The organism is Natrinema longum (assembly GCF_017352095.1).
GTDB classification, from domain to species: domain Archaea; phylum Halobacteriota; class Halobacteria; order Halobacteriales; family Natrialbaceae; genus Natrinema; species Natrinema longum.
Genome location: NZ_CP071463.1, coordinates 2,529,810 through 2,548,535 on the forward strand (window position 1 = coordinate 2,529,810; position 18,726 = coordinate 2,548,535).

Below are 18,726 nucleotides of genomic sequence, written 5' to 3' on the forward strand. Positions count from 1 at the left end.
GATCGCGAAACGCCCTCCACAACAGATGACTTCGACTGATCCGAACGATCCGATCGCGGACGCACTCCTCGGCGACTCGACGTACGAACGACTCAGAGTAGAGCGATACGCGCTGATCAAGCGCCGCATTCCCCAAAAGCTCGTCTACCAGAGCGGCCTGCTGTTCGCGCTCGCGCTCGTCGTTCCGATCGTCGCCACCTATCCGTCGGCGGTGCAAGCGGCGTTCCCGGGCGGTGATCCGCTGTGGTCGTCGCCGCTGGTCCTCTGGGTCGGGGTCTACGCCGGCGGCATCGAGCTGGGGACTGCGACCTGTCTCGTCGCGGTGGCGATCGCGCGCCGGCGGTACGAACCCCACCTATCGGAGTCGCAGGTACACGCGCTACTGAACGTCGAGGACGTCGCGTCGATGTTCGGACTGGCGACCGGCGGCTTCGCGATCCTGATTACCGTCGGGTTCTTCCTGCTCGGCCACGCCGGCATCGAGACCGTCACCGCCGTCGTCGAATCCGCGCCGCGAGATCCCTACGGACGGACCGGCGTCCCGGTACCCGTGATCGCCGTCGGTGCCGCGGCAGCGATCAGTTCCTGCGTCGTCTACGCCGCCGGCCGATACCTCTCCTCGAAGTAAACGACGATCCGGGGACCTCCCTCACGGATCCTCGCGGCGGAACTCGAGCGAGCGACCGGAAGAACCCGGTGACGATCGATCCCGCCGACGGGAAGACTGCAAACGTACGGAAGGGCGGCCTTCGAGGCAAGGAAGTGGATGCATAATCACCAAATCCCCCAGATTCTGGACCGTGTGTGTCTTCAACACGGGTACAGCAACTAGGTGTTTAAGGATTATCTTCATATACGAGACAAACGTTCGGATCTCACGTGAACAACGGAGTGATTCCAGCGCATGAGCGTAGATAGGACGACGTTCGTCTTCTCGGACGTGGAGCGTACGAACGGGGCGTTCGTCACGGATCGCCGCTCGCTCGAGGTCGTCCGCGAGCGGATCGTGGACGCGATTCGGACAAGCGTCGCCGACGCCGGCGCGGACGGCGTCGTCGTGGCGATGAGCGGCGGCCTCGACTCGACGCTGACGGCGGCGCTCGCGGTCGAAGCCGTGGGCAACGAGAACGTGCTCGGACTGGGGCTGCCCTGTCACAAGACGGACGGGACCCACGTCAGCGACGCCCGGACGCTCGCCGAGGGACTGGGGATCGATTACGAAGAGATTCAGTTGCGACCGCTCCTCGAGGCCTTCGAGGGAACGGTCGCGACCGAACTCGAGCCGGAATCGGACGAGCGCGGGCGGCCCGACGACCGCACTCAGGAGGTCGGTAACGCCGTCGCGCGGCTGCGGATGGTCACCGCCTACTACGCGGCGAATCGCCAGTCACGGCTCGTCCTCGGCACTGCGAACCGTTCCGAGCGGTTGCTGGGCTACTTCACGAAGTATGGAGACGGTGGAGCCGACGCCTATCCGATCGGCGACTGCTACAAGACGGAGGTCCGCGCACTCGCGAAGCACGTCGGGCTCCCGCGGCGGATCATCTCCAAGGAGCCGACGGCTGGGTTCTGGGCCACGCAGACCGACGCCGGCGAACTCGGCGCGCGATACGAGGTCATCGATCCGCTACTGTACCGGCTCGTCGACGCGGAGCACTCGCTCGAGGAGGCGATCGCGGATCTGCGGATCGACCGCGAGACGGCTCGCGAGATCGCGTCGTTGCACGCCGACAGCGAACACAAACGGACCACGCCGCCGACGCCGGGGATCGATCGCTGACGGGCGGGACACGTAGTGGTTCACCGCGCGGATTCGTCGGCGTAGACGTCGGGGTTGCGCCACCAGAACAGCCCCCACGACATGAGGAATCCGGCACCCATCGCGAGAACTTCACGGAGGAAGGCGGGAATCCCGAAATCGATGATCGCAACGAGCACGATCGCCGATCCCAGGGCAGCCCCCGTCACGACGAACAGGACGTCGCCGGCGATATGCGCCCCCGATTGCTCCCAGTAGTGCTGTCGGTGCTCGTCGTACCAGACGCCGACGTAGATCAACACCGGCGACATCGTCGTGATGACCGTGACCGCCCGGTATTCCTCGGGGAACACCGTCGGCACGAGTACGAATAGGTTGAGCAGATTTGCGACCAGTGCCGCGACGAACAGGCCGGCCAGCAGCCACCCCCATCGCGGTAACCGCTCTTTGTCCATATCGAGGACGGTCACCGCTGGAAAATAATACTGCCGCTTGCCCCGTTATTCCGCGCAGCAGGCGTCCTTTTTCGGGGACTCGTCGACGCCGCCGTTCCCGTCGGCTGCGACCGGTTCCTCGAGCCGGTAGAGGCTCTGTCGAGCGTCAGCAAAGTAGATGTCCTCGTCGACGATCCCGATCTCTTCGAGCCGCTCGAGCGCGTATCGTACCGTCCGGGCCGAGAGCATCGATTCTTCGACGATCTGTTTTTGCGTCAGCGGCCCGTCGTACTCGAGGACCTTGAAGACGAGTTTCGCACTCGGTGGCAAGTCTTCGATTTCCTCCCCGTCGGTCTCTGCCATATTACGATTCGAAACGCCCCAGAAGTATAAAAGTTGAGCCTTACTGGGATCGAGAGTGTGGTAGATTACGATACTGTTACGCCAGTAAAGTGATCGTTGAGATGTCGAGGAACCGAATCTGGGTGTTGTGACCGATCCGAAGCAACCGGTCGAACGCACCGAGAGTCAGTCGGACGTATCCATCCGTCTCCGTGAGTTCGATCCGTGGCGGAAAAACCGGCTCTCGTACGGTTCGGGAGGGACTATCCCTCGCCGATCATCCGGTCTTCGTCGGCCCACTCCTCCTGGCGCAGTTCGTACTTCTGGGTCTTCCCGGTCGCGGTCTTGGGGAGTTCCGCGACGTATTCGATCCGGCGAACGACCTTGTAACTCGCCAGTTGTTCGCGAGTGAACTCGGTCAGTTCGTCGGCCGACACCGGCGGATCGGTCGGATCGCCGTTCGACGGCACGACGAAGGCCTTCGGCGTCTCGCCCCACTGCTCGCTCGGGGCCGGAATCACTGCCGCATCCGCCACCGCCTCGTGGTCGAACAAGGTGTCCTCGAGTTCGATGCTCGAGATGTTCTCCCCGCCAGAAATGATGATGTCTTTCTTGCGGTCCCGGATCGCGATCATGCCGTTCTCGTCGACGGTCGCGAGATCGCCGGTGTGGTAATAGCCCTCGACGCGATCGTTGAACGCCTCTTCGGTCGCTTCGGGCTTGTTCCAGTAGCGATCCATGATCTGGTTGCCACGGACGACGACTTCGCCCAGCGTCGCATCGTCGCGTGGAACGTCCTCGCCGTCCTCGTCGACGACGCGGACGTCGGTGCCGAGGACGCCCATCCCTTGGCGCTTCTTGATCTCGAAGCGGTTGTCGTCGGTCATGAGCCGCTTCGCGTCGGAGATCGTGATCAGCGGACCCGTTTCCGTCGCCCCGTAGAGGTGTTTCAGATACCAGCCGAACCGATCCTCGACGGCCCGGATGGTCGCCTCCGGCGGCGCGCTGCCGGCGGTCGTCACGCGAACTTGCTTCTCGCCCATCATCGCGGGCTCGCCCTCGTCCTCGTAGTAGTCGATCAGTTGATTGAGCACTGCCGGAGCCGCACAGAGGAACGACACGTCCTCCTCGCGGATCGACGAGACGACCTCGTCGGCGTTGACCCCGCGCGTGCAGACGTGAGTCGCCCCCATCCCGGTCACTGCGTAGATGTGTCCCCAGCCGTTGACGTGGAACATCGGCAGCGTCCACAGGTAGGTGTCGTCGTCGGTGATCTCGTGGTAGATCGACATCAGGTACGCATGGAGCGTCTCGGTCCGATGCGTACGACAGACCCCTTTCGGATCGCCCGTCGTCCCCGAAGTGTAGTTGATCGTGATGATCTCGTCCTCGCTCATCTCGGGGCGGTCGAACTCAGTGCCGGCAGCCGAAACGAGTGCATCGAACTCCTCCCACTCGCCCTCGACAGCGTCGGCATCGTTCGTTACGAACGTCTCCGTCGGCACGTCGTCGCGGATCGCTTCGATCTTCGCTGCGTACTCGTAGTCGGCGAAAACCACGTCGACGCCCGCGTCCGACAGGATGTACTCGTAGTCGTCCGGTTCGAGTCGGTAGTTCAACGGCGTGTGGACCGCCCCGAGTTGCATCGCGCCAAACGCCGCCTCGAGGTGGTAGTGCGTGTTCGGATCGAGAACGGCGACCCGATCGCCCTTCTCGATCCCACGCTCCTGTAGCGCCGCTGCGAAGCGGTCGACCCGGTCGCCGAACTCCGCGTAGGTGAACCGGTCGCCGTCGGTCCCCACGATCGCTTCCTCGTCCCCGTAATGAGCCCGTGCCTGCTCGAGGAAATCCGTGACAATGAGTGGCGTCTCCATACACCGAAATTTTTGCAGATCGATCGTATAGGGATTTCGTTTATGATCAATCAGGCAAGAAGCGTGTTTGAAATATTATAATTAATACTGTCTAATTTCGCAGACACGGATGCCCCACGAGCAGTGGTGACGTCATCGAGATCCCACCCGCTACAGCTGTTCCCAGACTTCCTCGTCGTCTTCGAAGCCGTCGGGATCGTCGGCGTCCGCGAATTCGTCGATTCCGTCGAGTTCGGAGACATCACCGGTCGGGAGTTCTCCGTCGGCGTCGACGACGGCCGACTGGTCCTGGAGGTCCATCTCCGGCCACGCGGTCTCCTCCCAGAGGCCGCGGTCGCTGTAGTAGTAGACGACCCCGTCGCTGACGACCGCGAACAGCCCCCGCTGGTGGTCGTGGACGACGCGCTCGTTGGTATCGATGGCGACGTCGACGACGTCCTCGAGCGTATCCAGCGAGACGTGATAGTCGCCGATCCACATCGGGATCGATCCCCGCGAGATCCACTCGGCGTAGCGCTGTTCGTGCACTGCACGTCGCGCGGCTTCGATATCGGTTGGCGACCGGCGAGCGACGATCGCCCCAGCGACCAACGAGAGCGTCCCGAGCACCGATAGCCCGCCGATCAGCGCCGGACTGCGGGACTCGGTCGTCCGGATCGTGCCGCTCCGATGGCTGTGGGACGCGGAGTCCGAGAGGGATTCTTCCAGCCAATAGGCGTCCTCGGTAATCGCTACCGGCGTCGTGGTCGTCAGCGTCCCCTGGTGGCGTCCCGTGTCGTACTCGACACGGAGTTCCAACGTCAGTTCGACCGTCCCGACGCCGCTGACCTCCCGCTGGAGCTGGCGCTGTCGCTGCCGGTAGGACTCGATATCGAGCGTCGTCTCCGACGTTGCGACCCCGTTTTCGACCGACGGCGACTCACGGAGCAGTTGGTGGCTCTCGTTCCAGAACACCGCCCCATCGCGAACCGCATCGAAACGCAGGGTGAGTTCGTGGGTGACGTTCGCATCCTCGATCGCGGCCCCACCAGTTTCGTTTCGCAGCGTCGTCTCGGGCTCGACCGTCAGTTCCGGCGTCGTGTTCAAGAAGTAGACCGAGCTGTCGGTGAGTTCGTCACCGTCGGACCAGAGCGGTCCATCCTGGACGACGATCGCGCTGGTTTGTCCCTCGGTCGAGACGCGTTCCTCGTCGAACTGGGGGGTCGTCGTCGTTTCCGGGTTCGCGACGGCCCAGCCGGTCGCTCCGATCGCCAGGATGCCGACGACGACCAACGCGATCGCGATCGCCCGTCCCTGTTTGGCGAGTAGCAACTCGAGGCGGGGATTATCGATCATCCGTGTTCATCCCCCACGGGAAACCTCCCGACCGACCACACCGGTTAGCCAACCCGTTCGCTTCCGAACTGGTCGGTCGTTGGGACAGTTCATGTCTCAGTGGAAGAAATCGACCGTGATAAGGGTAGTGGCCCCGGCCGGCTATTCCCGGTCCCGGAGCCACTTTCGAAGCTTTCGCTCGAGTCTGGTCGACAGCGGGACGTGACCGCCCGCGGACCGAAACCGAATGTCGCCACTGCCAAACACCAGGAGGACGATCATGACCGAAACGGCGACGATAACGCCGTTTACCGCCGCGATGGCAGCAAGCGGGTGGACTCCGTGAAGCCAGATCAGGACGGCGGGTGGCAACACGGCTAGATAGCGATACTCACCGAGGTGACGTGTGTACTGGCCGGTCCGATCAGGGGCGGACAGCGACACCGTCGTTTCTCCACTCCCCCGAATACCGATCGTCTGGTGTGTTGGATCGGCGCTGATCCGACCGCTTTGGGGCTCGTGGACGACGACGACGGGAAGATAGCCGGCGTTGTCGACGGTCCGGGTAAGCTCCGCGGTTTCGCCGGGTGCGACGATCTGTGGGTTCTCGTCGGGTGACTCGCTGCTCACGAGCTCGTACTCGGTCGTCCCCGACGGGACGACCATCGCCGCGGTTGCGAACGTGACGAACACGAGCAAGACGAGTCCCAGCGCGGTCCAGAACGCGATCACGTTCTCGCGCGACCGCGAGCGCCGCGTCTCGCGCCGGTCCGGACCGAGCCGATCGAAGACGGTCCCAAAGCCGAGCAAGGCGACCCCGATCGCGACCATGAGGGCACCAAGTCCGTTCGTCGACATCGTCGCCAGTCCGAACACCGACGCGACCGTGCCGGCGACCGATGCCGCGACTCCCTGGACACCCATGACGACGGTCCCCAGATACGGGATCGTTACCACGTCTCCGTTCACCTGCAAGACTTCGGCGACGACCTGGCCCTCGGTGACGTGGGGTTCGTCGCCGTCCTGATCGGTAAACGGGTTGGCGTCACCTTTCGTCACGTACCCTTCATCGGTCTCACCGACGACGCGGTGGGTCGTCAGCCCGCCGTCGTGGAGTTCTCGTGCCTGATAGACGACGACGTCTCCCTCCTCGACGTCGCCGGCAACGAGACTGGGAATCGCGACGAAGCCGTCGCCGGCGTCCATCGTCGGCTCCATACTGCCGGTCGCGACGTACCCCAGCAGGATGGGCTGCCCGAGCAACTGACCGACCACTAACAGGAGGACGGCCAGGACGAGTACGAGTCCGAGGCCCCGCTGTACGAGCGTACCAGCAGCCATCAGTCACTACCAGAGAGTGTCATGGTTCGGTGACGATTCGAGTAGGATACGTTATCCGTCCAGTAGTATAAATGTCGCGAGAGTCGGGAGTCGAGTGGTCTCATACGATGACGGTTTGATCGGGGCGCGGTGACACCATCGGGTCAGCGACTACAGGAACGCCCACCGGCGGTTGGCGGCGATCGCTAGGAACAACAGCCCCGCCGTCGCGGGGGGTGCAAGCGCCGCTGCGGTTTCCGGCGAGAGCTCGCGATCTCGAATCGAGAACGCAGCCCGCTCGACGGTTACCGGACCCGCGGTCTCGCCACTGACGGCAGTCTCGTACGTCCCCGATTCGTCGAACTGCCGCTCGAAGGACACGGTTCGGTTCTCGTTCGCCGGGACCGAAACGGCCCGGGTGTCGACGACGATTCCGTCGATTGCCAACTCGAGCGTCCGCGTCACCCGCTCGTTCGTGGGGTTGCTGACAGTCGCCTCGATCGTCGTCGACTCACCGACCGTAATGTCGGGGTCGACGACGGTGGCGTCGACGACCTCGACCGGCGGCCCCTCGACAGTTACCGACGCGCTTCCAGCACCCTGGATGCCGATATCGTACGCCCCGGTCCACTCCATCGGTCGCTCGAACGAGACGGTTCCGGTCTCGCCGGGCGCGATCGTGATCGTCCGCTGGTCGACGACCGTCCCGTCGACGGTCAGACTCGTCGTCATCGATTCGGCGGCGTCGCCGACGTTCCGATACGTCGCCGTCGCGGTTACCGTCTCTCCGGCCGAAACTGTCGTCGGTGAGACGTTGAAACTCGAGGGCTCGATGGACGCTGCTGTCGAGGAACCCGATCCGCCTGAGCCACCTGCGGACTGCCCCGATTCGGTTTCGTTGTCCGCGTACTCCACCGTGACCGTGAACGTCTCGGTCCCCGGTTGTGCGACGTGGGTATCGACCGCGACGCCGATACTCGCGGTGTCTCCGGCCGCGGGCTCGAGGGGACTCGATTCGGAGACCGTTGCTGTCGGTTGGTCTCCCCGGTAGAACGTGAGTCCGGGCACGTCGTGGTCGATCCAGACCCGTTCGACGGCATCGTCGGTGACGGTGATCGAGAACGCATCGTCCGCACGTGTGACTGCCTCGTCGTTGAGCTGTTTCAAATCGAGTTCGAGTTCGTTGTCGGCAGTGGCGTACTTGCTCGTCGACTCCAACGAGACGCCGTCACTTGCGTGATCGCCATCCATCGTGGCTGCACCGGTTGCCATCGTTAAAGAAACTACGAATAAAATCGAAATGATAGATATGGTTTTCGGAGATGGCATTTGGTGCGATAGAGCGCTCCCACCTCAATGGGCAGTGGTTATTGAATCAGTACCGTTCGCTTATGCGGTTGTATCGGCAGTAATCGTGATTTCGCTCGCAATATTCTCACCCGAAGTCCAGTCGCCCTGATCGACTCCGGTCAAATCAACAACAACTGCTACGTCGAGGGAGTTCCCAGCTGCAAGAGAAATACTGGTTCCGGACGTGAGATCTACAGTAGTACTACTGTTCGTATTTTCGGCATAGAGGTGCAGGTAGCTAGGATTATCACCAGTAACGCTCACGCTAATATCTGCCGGTGAATCACCGTTGTTCGTAATGGTGAACGCAGCCGTTGAAACGCCGCCACTGTCACCCGCGCCGATAGACGTCGTTGCGTTATAATTGACGCCGCCAGACCCGCTCGTTTGACCGAAATCGGACCCCAGATCTATCTCGAGCGTTCCATTCTCAGCCGATACCGCACCTGTATTGATACTGGTGCCTGGTTCTAACCCGATGAACGCGTTCGCGTCACCTGCTGTCGTAACCTCGACTGTCCGATTCGCCTCGACGGTTGAAAATGCACCCGTTCCGAGTGCAGCCCCGCCACTTGCGACAATCGCTCCCAGTCCAACTAACACGTTGCGTCGATTCATTCTCATGGTTATGGTATGCGTACCGCGCCCAACACCACCGCGGGTGCCAGAACGCAGTTCCTACTCTCACCCACAGACGCTACCCCCTTTGTATTGAGTGACCAGAACGGGCGAAAGACCGGCCATACGATCGTTCAAGGCCGTCCTGAACGCAGCCACCTGCTACTCGAAGGGCGCAAGTACCGCCTGAAACAGCACAATCAGTCCCGAATGTGGCGTGGCTAGTCATCGCTCTCGAGGCCCCACGCTCACACTCGGAAGCGTTCGCTTCGCTCGAGTCTACCGGGAACACGACCCAGAACCGTTCATTTCGGACGTTCGACGACTGATTGATGCCGTCCGACCTCGATCAGGACGTACTTGTAACCCGCTCTCGGGCTTACGATATGCCAACGACGATGCGTATTTTTATAGTAGAAGGGGCGTAACTGAGTAAGAGACTCAGAAATGGTGGGAGAAAGAAACCCGGATGGTTCCCAGCGGGTGGGCTCAGGGAACCGTGGCTCGAGTCCGCTTATCGGAATCGTACTGCTGTTTGCGCTCGTGATCATGGGTGCGATGCTCGTCTTCGTCGCCGGCTCGGCGATGTTCGATGCGATCCAATCGGAAGCTAACAACGAACAGACCCAGCAGTTCGTCAGGGAAACCGATCACAGAATAACGACCGTCGCAACGACGGGAACGGATCAGCCGCTGCCGATCGACGAGATGCGGGGGAACGAACCGACGATTACGGACGACGGGAATATTACTGTCACGTGGTATAATGCCTCGAGCGGGAGTCGTAGTTGTGCCCCCGTCGAGGGCGAACTCCGCGCACTCGAGTTCGAACTCGACGATCGGACGATCGCCCATCAGGGTGGTGGCATCTGGGAGCAAACCGATCGGGGTGTCAGCACCGTCTCGGAGCCCGAAATCGGCTACGACGGCGATTCGTTACAGCTCCAGATCCTGGAACTCGAGGAGGGTGATTTCGGAGCGAGCGACACGGTTGCGAAAGCGAATCACAGCCGGTCGTCGGAGCTAACCGAGACGATCGACACTCGTGCCAGAGCCTGCAGTGACGCGACCTCGATCGAGTTCAGCATCGAAAACAGTACGTACCACGAGGGATGGGCGGCGTATCTCGAGGACGCAGTCGGTGCGGATGAGTACAGCGAGGTGTCCGTAACCCACAAGCCAGCCACCGAAGACGTCGAAGTGCAAATCGAGAACGTCAGGACGCCGGTCGATAGCGCATCACTGCTGGTGGAGTCCGACAACGGACTCAAACACACGAGTGGGAACACTCAGCCGGTCGAATTCGGAGACAAGTTGCACTTCCAGGCGACGCTGAACAACACCGGAAGTGAAAGGGTTTCGGCACCAACGATGCGCGTCGCGGTCGATGGTGGGACAGTCGTCTCGGACAACAGTGCCAGTGGCGGCAGTGGGGCTGTTCCCGGCAACAAAGAGAAAGAGAGGTCGGTCAAAATCGATTCGAAGGACTACGAGGATGACCTCTCGCCCGGTGAGACGTACCACTACACGATCCAAACACTCGATGAGTCCGGTGATATCGACGATACGCTCGATGATCCTGGGGAGTTCTACCTCGGTGAATCAGGGTCGAACTTCACTGTCAACGACATCGAAACGACGCCAGCCGACGGCGACAACGCGACTATTAGCGCCGAGATCACGAACATCGGCGTCGACGAAGGCGACCGGACCGTGACCATCGACTTCGATGAGTACAACGTCTCTGCAAGCGAGGAGTTGACCCTCGACTACGGGGCGACCGGGACGGTCAACTGGACGGTCAACAAAACTGCACTGCCCTACGAGCCAAACGAGTTCGAAGTCGGGACCGGTGACGACACTGCAACCGGGACCATCGTTGGTGAAGCCACCGGAGAGGCAAAAAACGCGTTCACCGTCGTTGAGGACAACGGCGTCGGGGACGATCAGATCGTCACCGACGAGGAACCGTTCACCGTCGAAGCCGTCGTCGAAAACACGTACGCCGACGAGCAGTCACGAGACGTCGCGTTGACGATTCCGAACGCCGACGTCACCATGTCCGAGCCGACGACGCTCGAGAGCGGCGAAAGAGAGACGGTCTCGTTTACCGTCGATCCGACCGAGCACGATCTCGAGGCCGGGACGGTCTACGAGTACAACGTCACGGCCGGCGAGGAAGGCTTGAGCGAGCCGGGATCGTTCTACGTCGGCAAGCCGGGGACGAACTTCGAGCTGTCGAACGAGAACGTCACGGTCGATGAGAACGTCACCGTCACGGCCGATCTGGAAAACACCGGCGTCGAGTCCGGCTCACAGACCGTCACGCTCGATCTCGAATATCTCGACGAGATGCCGGCCGAGCTCGAGGACGAAAGTCCGTACGGACGGATCTTCGAAGGAGCAGTCAACCGGTCGTTCGGCGAGTCGGACACCATCGAGATGGGTTTCAATGGGACCAAACTCCTCGATGGAGAGTACCAGGCAACGATTCAGACTGAGGACGGAGTTAAAACGACGAACTTCACCGTTGATGCTGGGATCGATCCCGGCCGGGTCGGTCTGGGTGAGGTCGACGACGCGAACGTGAGCGTCGATGTCGTTGGCTCACAGGTCTCCGGTAACACCAGACGCGGGAATCCCTGGTACGGTTACGAGTACGTTCATATACTCTCACCGATGACCCTCGACGTGGTCGCGAACGGCGGGACGGAACACTCCTTCGAAAACCCCAGCGGCGGCGATAACATCAATACCGGGCCGACGTGGCAGGACAAGACTGGTGACAGTTACACGTACAACTTCACGGTCGAGAGCGAGACGGAACTCACCCTCCGAAATACCAGATACAGGTCGTGCGACGACCGAAGCACGGACCCCGACGAGTTACCACACTACTCGGATCCCGAGGACCGATCGCTCGAATGGTGTAACAACGTCCCGACGACCTCCGTATTCGGTCCGATCGACGCATCACAGGGTCAGAACCTGCAGAACGTCCGCGTTCGAAGCGCGGAGAACAATACGATTCCGGCGCTTCCTGCGGGCGCGGACCAACAGATCAGTGCCACCGAGGTCCTCGAGGAGCGAGGCCTGGTGAAAAACGAGGACGAACTCGATCTCGGACCTGGCGAGTTCGTGTTCCTCTTCGAAAACACGGCCAACTGCGGGCGAGGGTGTGACGACGATGACATCGACGCGCTCTGGGACGACGCAGTCGAAGCCTACAACGAAAACCCCGATGCAACCAACGACCCGGACTTCAACGATCTGATCGTGTACGTGCAGGTCGAACGTGCGGGTGTCGATCCCGGAACGCCCAGTATCACGATCATGCCCGGTGGCGGCGACTCGACCGATGTCGACACTGGTGACGGTAGCAAGACAGGCGACGGGCCCGACGAAGTCGATCCGAGCCTCGAGGGAGACGCCGACGAAGGCGCAGGACCCGATGTCGGAACCGGGACGTCCGACAACGACGTGACGGGCGGCATGACGGGTGACACCGGCGTCGATGTCGACGCTGATCACATCGTGATCGGCTGACGGCAGCGTTGTGACCGCCCCTCGTCTTCGATTGAGACGGGGCCTACCGCTGTGGCTCTGTAGCGACGGGGCTCGATGTATCTAGGACCACCGTCAACGAAACCGAACAGAACCCACCGAAACGGAATCCAAGCGACTCCAGACCACGATACGTTATGCGATCGCTCACAGCTCTCAGCCTCGGACTGATCATCGTCGGCGGGCTCGTGCTCGCCGCACCGAGCGGCGCATTCGACATGACGAGTGCCGACCGCGGGGCCAGCATCGAGACCGCACCTGACGAACATGCACTCGTCGGAATCGAAAACGAACCGATCAGTCTGGTCAAAGAAGACGGGAGTCTGGTAGCCGACTGTCTGTTCTGCAATTACGAGTATGAGTATACCGACGTCGAACTCGTCACGATTACCGATCACACACCGTCGTCCGGCCTCGAGGTGACGGATGCAGGACTCGAGATGTCGGCGGGGGCGACCGACTATCCGTCCCTCGAAGCGTCCGATATTCGGACGAGCAACGACGAATACGTCGTCGAAGGGACGCTTCGGTGTGACGCAACGGCGGTCGGCTTCTTCCGATTCGATCAGCGAAGTAGCAGTACGGATCTCACGATGGATCTCGAGACCAGCGATGGATCGATTACTGTCGAACTCGAGCGGGAGATTCCCGTCCAATGTGAGTGACCATCTCGTCGGGGACCCGATTCTCGCTTCGAAAACCGAGCGTGAGCGTTCCGGAGCCGAGTCGGCCTCTCTCCAGAAGCGGACGCTGATCGTTGTGAACGATGTCCAAATGGGACCCTGGTCGGCAACAAGTGTTATGTATCAACGACACCGATATTCACACTGTACAGGGGGATGGCGACAACCAGCGAGAGCAAACCGGCTACAGCGGGGGCGACGGGTCAGGACGATCAGTCGCGGGAAGGCGAAATTTTCGACCTGTTGAGCAACCAGCGTCGCCGGTACGCTATCCACTACTGCAAACGCGAGGGTGAACCGGTTCCACTCGGCGATCTCGCCGAACACGTCGCCGCCTGGGAGCTCGAGAAGGAAGTCGCGGAGATTACGTCCGCCGAGCGAAAGCGCGTCTATACGTCCCTCCAGCAGACACACCTGCCGACGCTCGAGCGAGCCGACGTGATCGAGTTCGACGACCGGACGATCGAGCTCACCGACGAGGCGGCAGAGCTGGATGTCTACCTCGACATCGTGCCCGGCGATTCGATCCCGTGGGGCGTTTACTATCTGGGGCTTGCCGCAGTCGGTTCGGTCGTGATGGCGGGGCTGTGGCTCGAGGTGATCCCCACGGAGACGGTTCCGCAATTGGGGTGGGCGACGGCGGTGTTTGGTCTGTTCGCCGTCTCCGCTGTCGTTCACGTGGTACAGAATCGACGGATGCGACTCGGGGAGATGGAGCGGCCGCCGTAACGTGACTCGAATCTGGACGCTCGTCGCGGTCGGTTTGATCACTGTTGGAGTGATAACCATGGCCGGTCCGACGTTCGGGTTCTCGTCGCTCGCAGCGGATCGAGATGTAACTGTCAACACTGCCAGTGGTACGGACGCCTATGTCGGTCTCGAATCAGTTGGCGAATCTATCGACGGCCGCCAGGATACGGCGACCGTGGCTCGAATCCACAACAATTTCGGTTCAGACATGACGCTCACGACGAACGTCGATGAGGGCCAGGACCTCGCGATCGCGAACGGGTTCGATTCGCCGGTGGCTGCCGGTTCAGCGACCGACCTCACGGTTCAGTGTGACGGTGGTGGCTCGAGCGGGACCCAACCCATAACTGTGACCATCACGGAGGCGTCGACGACTGGAATCGTCGTAGAACAGGCCACGATAACTGTCGATGTCGACTATCAGTGTACCGGCAATAACGGCGGCGGTGGTGGAACTGGGCCGGCGAGTTTCGAAGCGGACGACGTTGACGCCGACGGACCGACCCAGCGATTCCGATTCAACGCCGATGCGCTCGGGAACAAAGATACCGCGACGATCGATCTCAGTGACGCACAACAGAACGCGGGCGTCGATTACACGGGAGCAAGCGCGACGCTCGTCAGTGGGCAGGACGCTCGCAGTTTCGGGTTCGACGATGCCACACAGGAGATCACGTACCAGGCACAGGGTAACGTCGGTGGGACGCTCGAAATCGAACTCACCGGATTCGAGATCACTGGTGATCAGGGTGGGACCGCGTATTACTCCGACGACCAAGGGCGGAGCGACAGCGCATCCTTCTCGGTCCCTGCGATCGCCAGCAACGGCGAAGACGTCACGACCGACGGTGACGTGGTCATCAGAGCAGGCGAGACGTCGGGCGATATCGATGCAGGTGGTGACTTGACGGCGGAGGACGCCAGCAAAATCGACGGCTCGATCGACGTCGATGGCGAAGTCACCCTCAACGGTAAAGTCGAGGCGATCGAGCGTATCGACGCCGGGGGCGACGTAACGACTGGCGCCGAGAGTAGCGTAAAGAACGATATCACCGCTGAAACGGGTAGCGTAACGACGGGTGCCGAAAGCACTGTCAAAGGGAGTGTCGACGCTGCAGAGAGCGTGACCGTCGAAGAGAAAGGCGTGATTGACAACGACGTCACCGCCGGCGCGGATGTCGTGCTCCAAGAAGACGCGGTCGTCAAAGGTGACGTCACCGCCGGCGGCTGTGTCACGGTAGAAACCGGTGCGGAAGTCAAGGGACAGATCGACGACAACTGCCCGTGAACGGAACCGAAACGACTCGAGACCTCTCTCGACGTCGGTCGGTATTCGAAGAGTAACCCTGTTTCGACGGACGTACCGTCGTGAACGGTGATACCGACACTGACGTCTCTCCGCAAAAGTCGGGGGATTCCGGAAGTCCCGGATCAGTCCTCGTTCGGTCGAACACGTCTCCAACCCGAACGTCTTTTTATCACCGGCACCGGATTCCTTTCCATGTCGACCGAATCGATCAGCGACCGACGTGAGCACATTCGCTCGGTCAGCGTGACGGCGTTGTCCGCGCTGTTGGGTGTCGGCGCGGCGCTGGCGTCCGCGACCTGGGTTGGCGTCTCCGAGGCGGCGGCTCAGGACACGCAGGCGCTCGCGTTCGTCTTCGGGGCGATCGTCGTCCAGTATATCCTCATCAACGCTTCGGGGATTTACGGTGAGGACGAGTTTGGAACCAAACACTACCTGTTCGTCGCGTTCATGACCTTCTCACTGTGGTTCGTGACGTGGGGGATTCTGCTCACCTCGGAGGTCTCGGGCTAACATGGCCGACGATAGCATCGCCGTCGTAGACCTAGATCGGTGTCAGCCCGACCGGTGTAGCTACGAGTGCAAGAACTACTGTCCGCCGAATCGCACGGGGAAAGAGTGTATCACGCTTCGCGGCGAGGAGGCCGCGGAAGGCCAACCCGAGCAGATCCACATCTCCGAGGAGATCTGTCTGGGCGAAACCTGTGGTATCTGCGTCGAGAAGTGTCCGTTCGACGCCATCGAGATCATCAACCTCCCGCAGGAACTGCAAGACGAGCCGGTCCACCGCTACGGCGAGAACGCCTTCTCGCTGTACGGCCTTCCCGCGCCACAGGAGGGGCAGGTCACCGGTATTCTCGGCCCCAACGGGATCGGGAAGACGACGGCCGTCCGGATCCTCGCCGGCGAACTCGAGCCCAACCTCGGCCGTCACGAAGCGGCGCCGGGATGGGACGAGGTCCTGGAAGCGTACCGCGGGACCGAGCTACAGGACTACATCGCCGACGTGCGCGACGGTGACATCACGATCGCACGCAAGCCCCAGTACGTCGATCAGATCCCGAACAGTTTCGACGGCAACACCCGTCAGCTACTCGAGCGGACCGACGAGCGGGGTGCCCTCGACGAACTGGTCGAGCGGCTCTCGATCGGCCCCGTCATGGAGCAGTCGATCGACGACCTCTCCGGTGGAGAGTTGCAGCGTGTAGCCATCGCGGCCACGCTCGCCCGGGATACGGACTTCTACTTCCTCGACGAGGTGACACCGTATCTGGACATCGGTCAGCGAGTCACTGCGGCACGCCTGATCCGCGAACTCGCCGAAGAGGAAGACAAGTCCGTCCTCGTCGTCGAACACGACCTCGCAATCTTGGACCTGCTCGCGGACACGCTCCACGTTGCCTACGGTGAGCCGGGTGCCTACGGTGTGATCACCTCGCCCAAGTCCGTCCGCAACGGGATCAACGAGTACCTCTCGGGCTATCTGGACAACGAGAACATGCGGATCCGGCCCAACCCGATCGAGTTCGAGGAACACGCGCCTCGAAGCGTGACCCGCGCCGACACGCTCGTCGAGTACCCGGACCTTACGAAGAGCTACGGCGACGGCGAGTTCAGCCTCGAGGTCGAGGGCGGCACGATCCGGGAGAACGAAGTCCTGGGCGTCGTCGGCCCCAACGGGATCGGGAAGTCGACCTTCGCCAAGTTGCTGACCGGGAACCTCGGGCCGGACGAAGGCGACGCCGATCTCGATCTGAACATCTCGTATAAACCCCAGTACGTCACCATCGACCAGCACATGCGGGTCGACGCCTTCCTCTCCTCGATCACCGACCAGTTCGGCTCGTCCTACTGGAACACCGAGATCGCCCAGCCCCTCCAGTTGGAACGGATCATGGAGCAGAACCTCTCCGATCTCTCCGGCGGTGAACGCCAGCGGGTCGCGATTGCGGCCTGCCTCTCCGATTCGGCGGATCTCTACCTGCTCGACGAGCCCTCCGCACACCTCGACGTCGAACAGCGGGTCCAGGCCGCGAAGGCGATCCGGCGCTTCGCCGAACAGCAGGATGCCACCGTGATGGTCATCGATCACGACATCTACATGATGGACCTGCTCGCGGACCGGCTGATGGTCTTCGACGGCGAACCCGCCGTCCACGGCCGTGCCGGCCAGCCACAGCAGATGCGCGACGGCATGAACGAGTTCCTCGCGAACCTCGAGGTCACGTTCCGCCGGGACGAGCGCACCTCTCGACCCCGGATCAACAAGCCCGAGTCGCAGCTGGATCGCCAGCAGAAAAGCGAGGGCGAGTACTACTACGCGCCGTAAGCCGCCGACTCGACGCTTGCGTTCGGTCTCGAGTCGATAAAGGGAGATCAGCTAATCAGCCGCTGACAGCTCCCACAGAGGTTCTCCTCTTTGATGTCGACCTCGCGGACCGTCGGCGAGAAGTTCATCACACAGCGGTTGTTGTCGCAGTGCTCGAGGCCGTAGGTGTGGCCGATCTCGTGGACGATCTCCTTGCGGACGCGATCCTGAAAGATGTCGGCGGCGCTTTGATTCGAGAAGCCGCCGTCGCTGGAGGTCTGGAGCCGGTAGGTAGAGACGACGCTGCCGCTGCCGTCGAGGTAAGCGAGCCCGAAGACGTAGTTGCGGCGGCGATAGAAGAGGTCCTGTGGTGTGATCGCGATGTTCTTTTCGCCACGGCCGACCCGTTCGGCCAGTTGAATGAACGTTTCGGCGGAGTACTGGTTCCGGTCGGAGTCGTAGGCTCCGTTGGGGACCGACTGCGAGTCGTTGACCGACACGTCGCAGTCGTAGACCGATCGCAACGCAGTGGAGGCCGCTCGCTTGACCTCGGCGGGCACGTTGCCGACCGGCACGATATCGACGAGCATGACAAAGGCTATGGCCGCGGGTGGCATAAACGTCCCGCCATGGCCCACTCTCGCCGGAATCCGGATGCAATACTTGCGCATCTCTCCGCCTACGAGCGAGCCGTCGAGATCGGGATCGGCCGTCGAACCGAACTGGCCCGAGCGCTGGCCGCGAGGGGCGTCTCGGTTACTGCGACGGACGTTCACGATCGAGCGGTACCGGAGGGGGTGACGTTCGTTCGCGACGATATCGTCGACCCCGATCCGTCGGTCTACGCGGATGCAGACGTCGTCTACGCACGGAATCTCCCGCCGGAACTGCATCGACCGGCACTCGAGGCGGCGCGCGATGCCGACGCCGAGTTCCTGTTTACGACGCTCGGTGGCGACAGCCCGGCAGTCCCCGTCGAACGGGTGACGGTCGACGAGGGGACGCTGTACGTCGCTCGAGCGCCTTCGGACGACCGCGGCCCGAGTCGCGTCTCGTAGCGAGCTCGATCGGGGCCATCTTCTTGCCGGTCCGATTCGTACCGGG

17 protein-coding genes are annotated in these 18,726 nt (G+C 61.9%); 9 read left to right on the plus strand and 8 right to left on the minus strand.

All coding sequences use genetic code 11. The features are described from left to right. Nucleotides 1-25 precede the first annotated feature (25 nt). On the plus strand, nucleotides 26-628 hold the full coding sequence (locus tag J0X27_RS12480; protein ID WP_207269508.1) for a hypothetical protein: 603 nt from the start codon (nucleotides 26-28) through the stop codon (nucleotides 626-628). A gap of 276 nt (nucleotides 629-904) precedes the next feature. Continuing rightward, the gene (locus tag J0X27_RS12485; protein ID WP_207269509.1) at nucleotides 905-1,780 is read left to right on the plus strand and encodes an NAD+ synthase; all 876 of its coding nucleotides are present in this window, start codon (nucleotides 905-907) and stop codon (nucleotides 1,778-1,780) included. Nucleotides 1,781-1,800: 20 nt separating this feature from the next. Here J0X27_RS12485 and J0X27_RS12490 read toward each other — a convergent pair whose 3' ends face one another. The 7 genes from J0X27_RS12490 to J0X27_RS12520 form a co-directional block, all read right to left on the minus strand. Then, nucleotides 1,801-2,214, minus strand: coding sequence for a hypothetical protein (locus J0X27_RS12490; RefSeq protein ID WP_207269510.1), 414 nt, complete (start codon nucleotides 2,212-2,214; stop codon nucleotides 1,801-1,803). 45 nt (nucleotides 2,215-2,259) lie between these two features. After that, entirely contained in the window at nucleotides 2,260-2,556 is a 297-nt protein-coding gene (locus J0X27_RS12495; RefSeq protein WP_207269511.1) for a MarR family transcriptional regulator, read from the minus strand. 242 nt (nucleotides 2,557-2,798) lie between these two features. Beyond that, complete coding sequence (locus J0X27_RS12500; RefSeq protein WP_207269512.1) at nucleotides 2,799-4,409, minus strand: long-chain-fatty-acid--CoA ligase; 1,611 nt, start codon at nucleotides 4,407-4,409, stop codon at nucleotides 2,799-2,801. Between the two features lie 150 nt (nucleotides 4,410-4,559). Next, nucleotides 4,560-5,744, minus strand: coding sequence for a DUF5305 domain-containing protein (locus J0X27_RS12505; RefSeq protein ID WP_207269513.1), 1,185 nt, complete (start codon nucleotides 5,742-5,744; stop codon nucleotides 4,560-4,562). Between the two features lie 141 nt (nucleotides 5,745-5,885). Further along, nucleotides 5,886-7,064, minus strand: coding sequence for a signal peptidase I (locus tag J0X27_RS12510; RefSeq protein WP_207269514.1), 1,179 nt, complete (start codon nucleotides 7,062-7,064; stop codon nucleotides 5,886-5,888). A 150-nt stretch (nucleotides 7,065-7,214) separates the two neighbouring features. Further along, a complete protein-coding gene (locus J0X27_RS12515; RefSeq protein WP_425491910.1) occupies nucleotides 7,215-8,315 on the minus strand; it encodes a CARDB domain-containing protein in 1,101 nt (366 codons plus the stop codon). A gap of 117 nt (nucleotides 8,316-8,432) precedes the next feature. Further along, the gene (locus J0X27_RS12520) at nucleotides 8,433-9,011 is read right to left on the minus strand and encodes a hypothetical protein (RefSeq protein WP_207269516.1); all 579 of its coding nucleotides are present in this window, start codon (nucleotides 9,009-9,011) and stop codon (nucleotides 8,433-8,435) included. A 447-nt stretch (nucleotides 9,012-9,458) separates the two neighbouring features. Here J0X27_RS12520 and J0X27_RS17950 point away from each other — a divergent pair, with 447 nt between their 5' ends. The 6 genes from J0X27_RS17950 to J0X27_RS12550 all read left to right on the plus strand — a co-directional run bounded on the left by J0X27_RS17950 (nucleotide 9,459) and on the right by J0X27_RS12550 (nucleotide 17,643). Further along, complete coding sequence (locus tag J0X27_RS17950) at nucleotides 9,459-12,557, plus strand: DUF7289 family protein (protein ID WP_425491911.1); 3,099 nt, start codon at nucleotides 9,459-9,461, stop codon at nucleotides 12,555-12,557. Nucleotides 12,558-12,712: 155 nt separating this feature from the next. After that, nucleotides 12,713-13,240: a hypothetical protein gene (locus tag J0X27_RS12530; RefSeq protein ID WP_207269517.1), complete on the plus strand. Its 528-nt coding sequence runs from the start codon at nucleotides 12,713-12,715 to the stop codon at nucleotides 13,238-13,240. Nucleotides 13,241-13,414: 174 nt separating this feature from the next. Beyond that, the gene (locus J0X27_RS12535; protein ID WP_207269518.1) at nucleotides 13,415-13,987 is read left to right on the plus strand and encodes a DUF7344 domain-containing protein; all 573 of its coding nucleotides are present in this window, start codon (nucleotides 13,415-13,417) and stop codon (nucleotides 13,985-13,987) included. A 229-nt stretch (nucleotides 13,988-14,216) separates the two neighbouring features. Beyond that, complete coding sequence (locus tag J0X27_RS12540) at nucleotides 14,217-15,296, plus strand: bactofilin family protein (protein ID WP_207269519.1); 1,080 nt, start codon at nucleotides 14,217-14,219, stop codon at nucleotides 15,294-15,296. A gap of 213 nt (nucleotides 15,297-15,509) precedes the next feature. Next, a complete protein-coding gene (locus J0X27_RS12545) occupies nucleotides 15,510-15,827 on the plus strand; it encodes an EMC6-like membrane protein (RefSeq protein ID WP_207269520.1) in 318 nt (105 codons plus the stop codon). Nucleotide 15,828: 1 nt separating this feature from the next. Next, complete coding sequence (locus tag J0X27_RS12550; protein WP_207269521.1) at nucleotides 15,829-17,643, plus strand: ribosome biogenesis/translation initiation ATPase RLI; 1,815 nt, start codon at nucleotides 15,829-15,831, stop codon at nucleotides 17,641-17,643. Nucleotides 17,644-17,690: 47 nt separating this feature from the next. Here J0X27_RS12550 and J0X27_RS12555 read toward each other — a convergent pair whose 3' ends face one another. Next, entirely contained in the window at nucleotides 17,691-18,212 is a 522-nt protein-coding gene (locus J0X27_RS12555) for an archaemetzincin family Zn-dependent metalloprotease (protein WP_207269522.1), read from the minus strand. Between the two features lie 39 nt (nucleotides 18,213-18,251). Between J0X27_RS12555 and J0X27_RS12560 the strand changes: the two genes are divergently transcribed. Beyond that, nucleotides 18,252-18,680 (plus strand): UPF0146 family protein, encoded by a 429-nt coding sequence (locus J0X27_RS12560; protein WP_207269523.1) that lies wholly within the window; start codon nucleotides 18,252-18,254, stop codon nucleotides 18,678-18,680. The last annotated feature ends 46 nt before the right edge of the window (nucleotides 18,681-18,726 follow it).